Raw genomic sequence first — 11,490 nt, forward strand, 5'->3', positions numbered from 1 at the left:
CCGCCCCACTCCTCCCACTCACACGACCCAGGACACCCGCCATGGCGCGACGCAGCACATCAGGCTCGACGGGAAGCCCGACGGGCCCGCGGAATCGGACACCTCAGCCGGTGCGCGTGCAGCGGCGTACGTTGGGGGACTTCGTCAAGGCGTTCCTCGCGTTCGTCGCCCTGCTGGCGCTGGTCGTGGGCGTGCCAGGCGCACTCGCCGTAGAGGTGGGCTGGCCGCTGCCGCACGGGATGCCGTCGCAGGACTGGCTGACGCAGCAGATCACCGTGCAGACCTTCCTGCACGTGCTCACCGTCGTCGTCTGGCTCGCCTGGGCCCAGTTCACCGCCTGCGTGCTCGTGGAGGTCAAGGCCGCCCTCTCCGGTGTCGGTCTGCCGGGCCGCGTCCCGGGCGCCGGCCCCAGCCAGTTGCTCGCCCGGCAGCTCGTCACCGCGCTGCTCCTGGTCGGCGCCACCGCCGCCAGCCTCACCCCCGGGCTGTCGCAGCTCGGGCACAACTCCGGCCTGGAGGGAAACCACAAGGGCACGATCGCGTCCGCCCAGAAGACCCCGGGGCAGCAGGCCAAGGGCGCCGCGGCCGTCGCCGAACACGTGGACCACGTCGCGGCGCGGGCCAAGTCCGACAGCGGCAAGCACGGAGCCACCAAGTTCTACCGGATCCAGCCACCCGAGGGGCGCCACCACGACTCCCTGTGGGAGATAGCCCAGCGCCACCTCGGCGACGGCCGCCGGTACAAGGAGATCTACGAGCTCAACAAGGACCGCCTCCAGGCAGACGGTTCGCGCCTCACCGAGGCCAGCCTGATCCGTCCCGGCTGGATCATGGAGATGCCCGGCGACGCCCACGGTGGCGAACTCGTCGAGATGCCCGACGAGCACATCTCCCCGGCCGCGCAGCACCAGATACAGCAGTACGACAAGACCGGCCACCACGCCCACGGACAGCGGCAGCACGCCCAGGGTGGCGGCCACGTGGCCCGGCCCGAGCAACGCGGGCCGGCCACGGGCACGGGCGCCGACGGTGCCGGACAGCAGTCGCGGCAGCACGCCACCGCTTCCCAGGACCATTCCTTCGGCTTGTCCGAAGCCCTCGTCGGTGCTCCACTGCTCGCCGCCGGTCTGCTCGCCGCCCTCGGCCACCGGCGTCGGCAGGCGCTGTGGCAGTCCGCGCTCGCCGCCGTCGGCGGCCGGCGCGGCATGGAACCGCCCACGCCGACCGGCGACGCCCAGAACGCCCAGGAGGCGCTGCTCGTCGGCGCCGACCCCGAGGCCGTACGGCTTCTGAACCGGTCGCTGCGCGGGCTCGCCGCCGCCCTCGCCGCCGAGTCCCGCCCGTTGCCCGTCGTCTACGCCGTCTGGCTCAGCCGCGGCGACCTGCACCTGCAGCTCGCCCAGCCGTCCGGAAAGCCGCCGGCGCCCTGGAGGCCGGGGCAGGACCAGACCTTCTGGACGCTGTCGCGCGCGGACGCCGAGCGCTACGACGACACCGACACCGCCGCTCCCTACCCCGGCCTGGTCAGCCTCGGCACCATGGACGGCTCCCGGCTGCTGCTCAACCTCGAGGCGGTACCCGGCATCGTGTCGCTGAGCGGCCGTGAGTCCGACCGGGCCGCGGTGTTCGCCTCGGTCGCCGCCGAACTCGCCACCAACGGCTGGTCGGACCGTATGACCATCACTCTCGTGGGTTTCGGCCAGGACCTCACCGCGCTCGCGCCCAACCGCCTGCGCCACCTCGATGACATCGAGGCGTTGATCGAAGCCATGGAGGCCGAGACCCGGCAGCGGCGCGGCGCACTCGGTGCGGCCGGGCACGACTCCGTGCTCACCGGCCGCACCGGCCCGGCCCAGCACACCCGTTGGGCCCCGCATCTGGTGCTGCTGGCCGCTCAGCCCTCCGCCGAGGACGCGCGCAAGCTCGCCGAACTCGCCGCTGACGCCAGCCGCCTCGGCATCGGCTACCTCGTCGGCACGGAGACGGACGGCCTGCCTGGTGCTGCCTGGGAGATGCAGATCACGCATGAAGGCAAGCTGCTCGCACCGCTCCTCGGGCTGGAACTGGACGCCCAGTTGCTGCCGGCCGCACAGCAGCGCGCGGTCGTGGAGCTGTTCGCTCAGGCAGACCCGGAACACGACCCGGACGGCCCGTCCAGCAGTCCGCCCTTCCTCGTCGACATCAGCGAACAGGGCCGGCCCGCGGTGTACGCGCGCCTGGTCGGGCCGTACGAGATCATCGGCCTCGACACCCCGGACGGCGACCGCAGCGCCCTGCTGCACGAGGCGCTCGCGCTCCTGCTCATGCACCGCGAGGGCGTCCACCCGCGTGTCCTGGCCTCCGCGCTGTGGCCGCGCGGTGTGACCGAGGACGTGCGTGACGCGCTCATCGAGCGACTGCGCGCCTGGCTCGGGAACGACCCTGACGGCGGCCCTCGCCTGAGCGTGGACGGGGCCGGCCGGCTCATCCTCGCCAAGGCCGTCGTCTCGGACCTGGACGTGCTGCGCTCGCTCTACCACGAGGCCACCCAGGGCAAGGGCGTCAACAGCCGTGCGGTACGCGGTCGCCTCCTGACCGATGCGCTGGTTCTCGTGCGCGGCCCGCTGCTCGCGGACCGCCCCGAGGGCCGCTACGGCTGGCTCACCCACGAGATCATCGATGCTCAGCTCCCGTTGCTCGTCGCGGACATCGGTCTTGCGCTCTCGGCGTTCCATATGGAGAAGAACCGCACGGAGAAGGCGATCGAGGCGCTCGAAGCGGCCCTGAAGACCGCTCCGGCGGACGAGCGCTTGTGGAACGAGCTCCTGCGGGTCATTCATGCCACCGGTGACTCGGACCGCCTGCGCGTACGTGCCGCCGATTTCCTCTCCCGCAGCGGCGCCCGCGGCCTTCCGCCGCGCACCGAGGCCCTCCTCGACGAACTCGTGCCCACCTGGCGCGAGGGCATCGCCGCAGCCGGATGAGCGACGTGCTGCTGTGGGCCGCCGCCGCGCTGTGGGGCGCGGCGGCGGGAGCCCTGCTGCCCAGGGCCGCCTACCGCTTCGCCGTCCAGGCGGGGGAGGGGTGGCGCGATCGGTGTCCGTGGGGACACCCGCTCGGGGGCTGGCTCGGACCGACGCGCTGCGGGCAGTGCACGCGGGGCGGCGCGGGTTCCCCGGAGCCGCCGGCCGAGTCGGGCGATGTGGCCGGGCCGCCGTACGCGCCCTCCGTCCTCCTGCTGTCCGCGGCGACCGCACTCCTGTGCGCCGCTCTCGCCGCCGCCACCGGGACTCGCCCGGAGCTGGGTGTCTGGCTGCTGCTCGCACCGGCCGGGGTGCTGCTGGCCGTGATCGACCTCCGAGTGCAGCGGCTGCCCGACCCGCTGACCCTGCCCCTCGCGGGCGCGGCGCTCGGCCTGCTGGGCCTCGCCGCCTTGCTGCCCGAACACGCCGGCCACTGGCTCACCGCGCTGTACGGTGCTCTTGCTCTCGGCGCCGGCTATTTCGTGCTGTTCCTCATCAACCCCTCCGGCATGGGCTTCGGCGACGTGAAACTGGCCGTCGGCATGGGCGCCGTGCTCGGCTGGTACGGCTGGTCCACGGTCCTGCTCGGCGCCTTCGCCGGCTTCCTGCTGGGCGCGCTGTACGGCGGTGCGCTCGTCGTCGTACGGCGGGCGGGACGCAAGACGGCGATCTCCTTCGGCCCGTTCCTGCTGGCCGGCGCCTTCGCCGGGCTGCTGATCGGCGCGTACGCGGCCTGACGTCTTTACGGGGAAAGCGCTGGCGTAGGCTGGTTCGGTCCGTTCACACCCCTTGACGAACCTTGACGAAAGGGACGCCCGGTGACCGAGAAGGCCGACCTCCAGTCCGTGCTCGACCGAGCCGCAGCGGGCGGACGCATCACGCCCGAGGAAGCCCTCGACCTCTACCGGGACGCCCCGCTGCACGCGCTGGGCGCCGCCGCCGACGCCGTACGCCGCCGCAAGTACGCCGGTATCGAGCACATCGCGACGTACATCATCGAGCGGAACATCAACTACACGAACGTGTGCGTCACGGCGTGCAAGTTCTGCGCCTTCTACGCGGCCCCCAAGGACAAGGACAAGGGCTGGACCCGCGACCTCGACGACATCCTGCGCCGCTGCGCGGAGACCGTCGAACTGGGCGGCACCCAGATCATGTTCCAGGGCGGCCACCACCCGGACTACGGCGTCGAGTACTACGAGAAGCACTTCCGGGCCATCAAGGAGGCCTTCCCCCAGCTGGTGATCCACAGCCTGGGCGCGTCCGAGGTCGAGCACATGGCCCGTATCTCCGGGGTCTCGGTCGAGGAGGCCATCACCCGCATCCACGAGGCGGGCCTCGACTCCTTCGCGGGCGCCGGCGCGGAGCTGCTCCCCGAGCGCCCCCGCAAGGCCATTGCGCCCCTCAAGGAGTCCGGCGAGCGCTGGCTGGAGATCATGGAGACCGCGCACCGGCTGGGCGTGGAGTCCACCTCGACCATGCTGATGGGCACCGGCGAGACGAACGCCGAGCGCATCGAGCACCTGCGCATGATCCGGGACGTACAGGACCGTACGGGCGGCTTCCGCGCGTTCATCCCGTACACCTACCAGCCCGAGAACAACCACTTGAAGGGCCGCACCCAGGCCACCCTCTTCGAGTACCTGCGGATGATCGCGATCGCTCGCCTCTTCCTCGACAACGTCCAGCACATCCAGGGCTCGTGGCTCACCACGGGCAAGGAGGTCGGCCAGCTGTCGCTGCACTACGGCGCGGACGACCTCGGCTCGATCATGCTGGAGGAGAACGTGGTCTCCTCGGCCGGCGCCAAGCACCGCTCCAACCGCCTGGAGATCATCGACCTCATCCGCAAGGCCGGCCGTGTCCCGGCCCAGCGCGCCACGACGTACGAGCACCTCGTCGTCCACGACGACCCGGCGAACGACCCCGTCGACGACCGCGTGGTCTCCCACATCTCCTCCACGGCCATCGAGGGCGGCACGGCCCACCCCGAACTGAAGCTGCTGGCGTCCAACTAGGCGCGCTGTGCTGACACTTCACTTCGCCGAGCGCTCTCCCGAGACGGCGGTTCTGGTCGACGGGGCGTCCGTCGCCGCCGTCGGCCCGTACGAGGAACTGGCCGCCGCCGAGCCCCGGGCCAAGGTGCGGCGTTGGCCCGGCATCCTCACCCCTGGGCTGCTGAACCCGTACGGTCCGGAGTTGCTGGAGGCCACCTACCACCCCGACCCCCGCGAGGCCGACGCCCTCGGTACTGAACCCATCGGCGGGGAGCGCGCCCGGGAGATCTTCCGCCGTGATCCCGCACGCCTCGGCGCGAGCGCGCGACGCGGGGTGCAGCGGATGCTGGCACACGGCACGGTGGCGGTGGCCGGGGAACTGCGGTCGCGGGCCGTGGTCGACGCGGTGCGCAGGGCCGGGCTCGCGGTGGGGCAGCGGCCCGACCGCCTTCCGGGCCCGGCGGCGCTGTCCCCGACTCCGCTGATCCTGCTGCCGCGGCTCGTCCCGGGCGGACCCGCCCGCTTCGCCGTGTTCGACGTCGCCGACCGCGCCGAACTGGTCCGCCGCGGCGCCGGCACCTGCGTGGCGACCGTGATCGGCGGGCGGTTGGTGTACCGGGGCCGCTGATCCCGGGGCACCGGGCGGACCCGGGACCTTCGTCGGCCGGGCGTGCGCCGCGCGGGCGTAGGCGAGGGCGCTTCCGGGGCGCCGTACCCCCTGCTGCCACAATGGGCGGGTGACCCGCGCTTCCCTGAACAAGCAGCCGCACGAAGTCGCCTCGATGTTCGACGACGTGGCGGAACGGTACGACCTGACGAACGACGTACTGTCGCTCGGCCAGGACCGGCGCTGGCGCAAGGAGGTGGCGAAGGCGGTCGACGCGCGCCCCGCGCAGAAGGTCCTCGACCTGGCCGCCGGTACGGCCACGTCCTCGCTGCCCTTCGCACGCACGGGTGCGTACGTCGTCCCCTGCGACTTCTCCCTCGGGATGCTCCAGGTCGGCAAGAGGAAGCACACCTGGTTGCCGTTCACGGCCGGTGACGCGACGCGGCTGCCGTTCAAGGACGACACCTTCGACGCGGTGACGATCTCCTTCGGGCTGCGCAACGTACAGGACACGGACTCGGCCCTGCGCGAGATGTACCGGGTGACCCGGCCCGGCGGGCGCGTGGTGATCTGCGAGTTCTCGCACCCGACCTGGGCGCCCTTCCGCACCGTCTACACCGAGTACCTGATGCGGGCCCTGCCGCCGGTCGCGCGCGCGGTCTCCTCGAACCCGGACGCCTACGTCTATCTCGCCGAGTCCATCCGCGCCTGGCCCGACCAGCCCGCCCTCGCCGAACGGCTGCGCAAGGCGGGCTGGTCGAAGGTGGCCTGGCGCAACCTCACCGGGGGTGTGGTCGCGCTGCACCGGGGCTTCAAGGAGAGCTGAGCCTCATATCCGAGGCCCTTTGGGCGAGGCCTCAGCGGTTGATCATCTCGAAGGCGTCACCGGGCTCGCCGAGTTCGCGTTGCATCCCACCCCTCGGCGGCCGTGGGATGCGCGGCTCGCGCACGCCCCCGCCGCCCTCTCCCTCACCGAAGTCGAACCACACGTACACCATCGAGTCCCGCGGCACCTCGACCCCGGGCTGCGGGTACTGGCGTACGACGTAGTCGACGACCGCGAGGTGGAAGTCCGGGCGGTCCGGCGCATTGAGGAACAGGCCCTGCGCCCGGGCCGTTTCGCGCGCGTCCACGGCCATCAGTCCGACCAGCCGTGGCACGCGCACTTCGGGTGTTTTGGGTGTTATGCGCACAGATGTCACCCCCAGCGGTACTGGAAGGGTAACTCCCGCGCGCCCCGGCCGGAAGGAGACGGTGCCTGTCTGTGACAGATGACTACTCTACGTGATCGAGGCTGAGTCGGAAACAGAGGGCGCGCTCGTCCAGTGTGGGGTGCGGATAGGTCTCCGCCGGCTCCATGCCGAGCCGCCGGGTCACCGCGATCGACCGCTCGTTGCCCGGCCGGACCATCGCCACCACCTGCGGCACCCCGGCCGCCCGCACCCGCTGAAGCGTCTCGCGCGCGGCCGCGGTGACATACCCCTTGCCCCAGTGTGCGCGGCCGAGCCGCCAGCCGATCTCTATCTCCCCGGTCGGACCCCAGCCGGGCTGCCAGGGTTGCGCTCCGGTGAAGCCGATGACCTCGCCGGACTCGTCCAGCATGGTCCACAGGCAGAAGCCGAGTTCGGCGTCGTGCCGCCGCTGGCGCGCGGTGAGTTCCTCGTAGACCGACAGTGCGGCCGGTTTGCCGCCGTAGAACTCCATGACCTCGGGGTCGCCGAAGACCCGGTGCCAGGCGAACGCGTCCTCGTGGGTGGGGACGCGCAGCCGTACCGCGGGGAGAGGACGGTTCACAGGGCAGCCCTTCAGCCGGGTGATCAATTCTGCTGAATAGACTGCCCATGTTCAGTGCCGGTCGGCACATTGATTTCGAACTTGGGGAGATCCCGCCGTGACCGTCGTGACCGAACCCCTCTCCGAGAACACCGCAGATGTGATCGTCGTGGGCGCGGGGCCGGCGGGCTCGACGACCGCGTACCACCTCGCCAAGGCCGGTCTCGACGTTCTGCTCCTGGAGAAGACCGAGTTCCCGCGGGAGAAGGTGTGCGGCGACGGCCTCACCCCGCGCGCGGTCAAGCAACTCGTCGCCATGGGCATCGACATCTCCGAGGAGGCCGGCTGGCTGCGCAACAAGGGCCTGCGCATCATCGGCGGCGGCTCCCGACTCCAGCTGGACTGGCCGGATCTCGCCTCCTTCCCGAACTACGGCCTGGTCCGCAAGCGCGACGACTTCGACGAGCAACTGGCCCGCAACGCCCAGAAGGCGGGGGCGCGGCTGTACGAGCGCTGCAACGTGGGCGGGCCCGTCATCGACGACCGCACCGGCCGCATCACCGGCGTCACCGCCAAGCTCGGCGAGGAGAAGCGCGAGGTGACCTTCCACGCGCCCCTGGTGGTGGCCGCCGACGGCAACTCCACCCGCCTGTCCCTCGCGATGGGCCTGCACCGCCGTGAGGACCGCCCCATGGGCGTCGCGGTGCGCACCTACTTCACCTCGCCCCGCCACGAGGACGACTACCTGGAGTCCTGGCTGGAACTGTGGGACCGCCGCGGCGCCCAGGACCGTCTGCTGCCCGGCTACGGCTGGATCTTCGGCATGGGCGACGGCACGTCGAACGTGGGCCTCGGCGTGCTGAACACCTCCGCCTCCTTCAAGGAGCTGGACTGGCGCGAGGTCCTCAAGGCCTGGTGCGCCTCGATGCCCGAGGACTGGGGCTACACCCCCGAGAACATGACCGGCCCCATCCGCGGCGCCGCCCTGCCCATGGCCTTCAACCGCCAGCCGCACTACACGCGCGGCCTGCTGCTGGTCGGCGACGCCGGCGGCCTGGTGAACCCCTTCAACGGCGAGGGCATCGCCTACGCCATGGAGTCCGGCCAGATCGTCGCCGACGTCATCGTCCAGGCACACGCGCGTGCCACGCCCGCACAGCGCGAGATCGCCCTGCAGCGCTACCCGCGCGTCCTCAAGGACACCTACGGCGGCTACTACACCCTCGGCCGCGCCTTCGTGAAGCTCATCGGCAACCCGAAGGTCATGCAGATCGCCGCCCAGCGCGGCCTCACACACCCACTGCTGATGAAGTTCACCCTCAAGCTCCTCGCGAACCTCACCGACCCCACGGGCGGCGACGCGATGGACCGCATCATCAACGGCCTGAGCAAGGTGGCCCCGAAGGCGTGAGCGGCCGCTAGCCCCGGCTCAGCTCCTCGGCCCTGGTGGCCCGGCGGGCGAACACCTCGTCCCGCCGGTCCGCCATCTGCCGCAGCGCGTCCTTTTTCTCCCGCTTGGAGAGTCGATCCAGGTAGATGTACCCGTTGGTGTGGTCGGTCTCGTGGATGAGGCAGCGGGCGAAGTACCCCGTGCCCTCGACGACGACCGGCTCGCCGTCCTTGTCCTGCCCGCGCACGACGGCCCGGTCCGGTCGCGGTACGGCCATCACGGCACCCGGCACCGATAGGCAGCCCTCGCCCTCGTCCAGCAACCGCCGCCCGCTCGTGGGCGTTTCGAGCACCGGATTGGCGATGTGTCCGACATGTCGGACACCATGGTCATCGGGGCAGTCATACACGAACAGCCGCAGATCGACCCCCACCTGATTCGCCGCCAGTCCCGCCCCTTCGGCGACATACAGGGTGCGGAACATGTCGTCGACGAGTGCGGCGAGGTCGGGCCCGAACTCCGTGACGTCCCGGCACGGCTTGTGTAGGACCTCCTCGCCGACCTCGGTGATCCGGCGCACCGCGCCGCGCCCGGCCTCGGGGGCGTGGCGGGGGTAGTAGTCGGCGGGCCTTCCCTGGACGAACACGCGTGGCATCGCGCTGTCTCCTTCGCTCCTGGACGGGCCGCCGGCCGGCGGCCCGAGCAGAGCATGTCAGGGGCACCGCTGCGACGTGCCGGGAACGACGCAAGGGCCGCTGCCCCCGAGCGGCTGCGGCCCTACGCGCGTGAGAGGTGCGTGGGTGCGCTCAGAGCACCCGCACGGCACCGGTCGGTGGGTCGTACGACAGCGGCTTCTCGACGATGCCAGTGGACGGGTTCTGCGCGCCGACGAACATGCCGTCACCGGCGTAGATCGCCACGTGGTAGGCGCTGCCCGCGCTGCCCCAGTACAGGATGTCGCCCGGCTGCAGGTTGCTCAGCGAGACCTGGGTGCCCTGGGTCGACTGGTCCTGGGAGACGCGCGGCAGGCTGACGCCCACCTGCCTGAAGGCGGCCTGGACGAGGCTGGAGCAGTCCCACGCGTTGGGGCCGGAGGCACCCAGGACGTAGCTCTTGCCGATCTGCGCCTTGGCGAAAGCGAGGATCTCCGCGGCCGAACCGGTGGCCGTGGAGGTGCTGCCGGAGTCCGAAGTGGCGGAGAGCGTCGTCCGCTCCGCATTGCGCGAGGCGCGGGCGGCGGCCTCCTTGCGGGCGGCCTCCTCGGCCTTCTTCTTCGCCTCGGCGGCCTTCTGCTTGGCCTCCGCGAGGTCCGACTTGGCCTGCTTCGCGGCCTTTGCGGCGGCCGCGTCACGCTCGGCCTGCAGCTGGTAGTTCGCGGCTGCCTGCTGGGTGGCGTCCGCGGACTTCGCCGCCTGAGCGGCCAGGTCGGCCGTCAGGGTGGGCAGTTCGAGGGTCTGCGTCACCGGCTCGGCAGCGTTCGCCGAGCCGGACGCCCCGGCGACTGCCAGGGTGCTGAGGACGCCACCGGCAACTCCGGCCCGCATCGCGAGGGTCGACGCGCTGCGGCGGGGCTTCCGGTGGCTGCGTATGTGAGCGGTGTGGGACATGGGGATAACGGGTACCAGGGGCTCCTTCATATCTTCAAGAAACGTGTGCTGCGCCACAGTTGCTCAATCGAGACCGAGAATCCCGGGCGTGTCGCTCTTTATTGACGCCGTAACGGACATAGCGGACGCACGTGATCAAGCCCTTGATCACGGTCTTTGATCATTACGTCCGAATTGCCCCACGCTTACCACTGCTTGGGGTCGTTGGCCAAGCCCGGTTCTCAGGGGCCTCTCATGGATGTGGCGGAGGTCACGGAACGATTACCGGAAGCATGGCGTCCTGTGCGCGCGGGCCTCGTGAACGCGTGCACGCATCCGGACCGGCGTCCACACCGCGTCCCGCCCCTACCACTGATGTGTGAACGCGCTCCTCTATCAGGCGGCCGCGTCCATCACCAATTTGCATGCAGCGGAACTCTCTTGATATTGAGACGCCCCCTCCGGCCTGCAATGACACGCAAAAATGTCACTTCTGGTGATCAACTGAACGCTTCGCGTATGAAGATCACTCATCATCCGACTTCATGATCCTTCGTCAGGTGGTGGAGATCACAAAGGTCGAGTAATACGCCGTGTCGCAGATCACAGAGCGGCGGGCATAAGATGCGTGGCAGTTGGGCTTGTGACCTGCTTCACATGTTCTCGATCTTCGCCGGGACGAGCGGGATTCGTGGGACCGGTGAGGCGGCTGTGAGCCCAGTGCAACCCGCCAGCAGTCAGCGCCGACTGAGAGGAGCGAGGAGCGGTGAACGCGTATGCGCCCATCCTCGTACTGGGAGCCCTCGGGGCAGGCTTTGCGATCTTCTCCGTGGTCATGGCCACGCTGATCGGTCCGAAGCGGTACAACCGCGCCAAGCTCGAGGCCTACGAGTGCGGTATCGAGCCGACCCCCACGCCGGCCGGAGGCGGGCGCTTCCCGATCAAGTACTACCTGACGGCGATGCTCTTCATCGTCTTCGACATCGAGATCGTCTTCCTCTACCCCTGGGCCGTCACCTTCGACGCCCTGGGGATCTTCGGGCTCGTGGAGATGCTGCTCTTCGTGCTCACCGTCTTCGTCGCGTACGCGTATGTATGGCGGCGCGGCGGCCTGGAATGGGACTGAGGAGCCTAA

General features: G+C 70.5%; 11 protein-coding genes. 7 read left to right on the forward strand and 4 right to left on the reverse strand.

Annotated elements, in window-relative coordinates:
• Window positions 1-41: 41 nt before the first annotated feature.
• From ACWC0C_RS23890 to ACWC0C_RS23910, 5 genes are all read left to right on the forward strand, one after another.
• Window positions 42-2,963, forward strand: coding sequence for a BTAD domain-containing putative transcriptional regulator (locus ACWC0C_RS23890; protein ID WP_450865738.1), 2,922 nt, complete (start codon window positions 42-44; stop codon window positions 2,961-2,963).
• A complete protein-coding gene (locus ACWC0C_RS23895) occupies window positions 2,960-3,739 on the forward strand; it encodes a prepilin peptidase (protein WP_450865740.1) in 780 nt (259 codons plus the stop codon). Before ACWC0C_RS23890 ends, ACWC0C_RS23895 begins: the two co-directional genes overlap by 4 nt.
• 81 nt (window positions 3,740-3,820) lie before the next feature.
• Entirely contained in the window at window positions 3,821-5,020 is a 1,200-nt protein-coding gene (gene mqnC, locus ACWC0C_RS23900) for a cyclic dehypoxanthinyl futalosine synthase (RefSeq protein WP_450865742.1), read from the forward strand.
• A 7-nt stretch (window positions 5,021-5,027) separates the two neighbouring features.
• Complete coding sequence (locus ACWC0C_RS23905; protein ID WP_450865743.1) at window positions 5,028-5,627, forward strand: hypothetical protein; 600 nt, start codon at window positions 5,028-5,030, stop codon at window positions 5,625-5,627.
• 109 nt (window positions 5,628-5,736) lie between these two features.
• Window positions 5,737-6,432, forward strand: coding sequence for a demethylmenaquinone methyltransferase (locus tag ACWC0C_RS23910; protein ID WP_450865745.1), 696 nt, complete (start codon window positions 5,737-5,739; stop codon window positions 6,430-6,432).
• Between the two features lie 31 nt (window positions 6,433-6,463).
• Here ACWC0C_RS23910 and ACWC0C_RS23915 read toward each other — a convergent pair whose 3' ends face one another.
• Window positions 6,464-6,772 carry a PASTA domain-containing protein gene (locus ACWC0C_RS23915; protein ID WP_449196383.1) on the reverse strand — a complete coding sequence of 103 codons (309 nt, stop codon included), beginning with the start codon at window positions 6,770-6,772 and terminating at the stop codon, window positions 6,464-6,466.
• A 109-nt stretch (window positions 6,773-6,881) separates the two neighbouring features.
• The gene (locus tag ACWC0C_RS23920; protein ID WP_449196382.1) at window positions 6,882-7,400 is read right to left on the reverse strand and encodes a GNAT family N-acetyltransferase; all 519 of its coding nucleotides are present in this window, start codon (window positions 7,398-7,400) and stop codon (window positions 6,882-6,884) included.
• Between the two features lie 97 nt (window positions 7,401-7,497).
• Between ACWC0C_RS23920 and ACWC0C_RS23925 the strand changes: the two genes are divergently transcribed.
• A complete protein-coding gene (locus tag ACWC0C_RS23925) occupies window positions 7,498-8,790 on the forward strand; it encodes a geranylgeranyl reductase family protein (RefSeq protein WP_450865746.1) in 1,293 nt (430 codons plus the stop codon).
• Between the two features lie 7 nt (window positions 8,791-8,797).
• Here the strand turns inward: ACWC0C_RS23925 and def are convergent, their stop codons facing one another.
• Both def and ACWC0C_RS23935 read right to left on the reverse strand, forming a co-directional pair.
• Window positions 8,798-9,424 carry a peptide deformylase gene (gene def / locus ACWC0C_RS23930; protein WP_450865748.1) on the reverse strand — a complete coding sequence of 209 codons (627 nt, stop codon included), beginning with the start codon at window positions 9,422-9,424 and terminating at the stop codon, window positions 8,798-8,800.
• 151 nt (window positions 9,425-9,575) lie between these two features.
• Window positions 9,576-10,376 carry a C40 family peptidase gene (locus ACWC0C_RS23935; RefSeq protein WP_449196379.1) on the reverse strand — a complete coding sequence of 267 codons (801 nt, stop codon included), beginning with the start codon at window positions 10,374-10,376 and terminating at the stop codon, window positions 9,576-9,578.
• A 745-nt stretch (window positions 10,377-11,121) separates the two neighbouring features.
• Here ACWC0C_RS23935 and ACWC0C_RS23940 point away from each other — a divergent pair.
• Window positions 11,122-11,481: an NADH-quinone oxidoreductase subunit A gene (locus tag ACWC0C_RS23940; protein ID WP_003992243.1), complete on the forward strand. Its 360-nt coding sequence runs from the start codon at window positions 11,122-11,124 to the stop codon at window positions 11,479-11,481.
• Window positions 11,482-11,490: the final 9 nt, after the last annotated feature.

It is taken from the genome of Streptomyces sp. NPDC001709, assembly GCF_053596375.1.

Excerpts from the sequence above, each read along its gene's own strand:
- def (WP_450865748.1), bottom strand. The coding sequence starts at position 9,424 with ATGCCACGCGTGTTCGTCCAGGGAAGGCCCGCCGACTACTACCCCCGC.
- ACWC0C_RS23890 (WP_450865738.1), top strand. The coding sequence starts at position 42 with ATGGCGCGACGCAGCACATCAGGCTCGACGGGAAGCCCGACGGGCCCG.
- ACWC0C_RS23935 (WP_449196379.1), bottom strand. The coding sequence starts at position 10,376 with ATGTCCCACACCGCTCACATACGCAGCCACCGGAAGCCCCGCCGCAGC.
- ACWC0C_RS23895 (WP_450865740.1), top strand. The coding sequence starts at position 2,960 with ATGAGCGACGTGCTGCTGTGGGCCGCCGCCGCGCTGTGGGGCGCGGCG.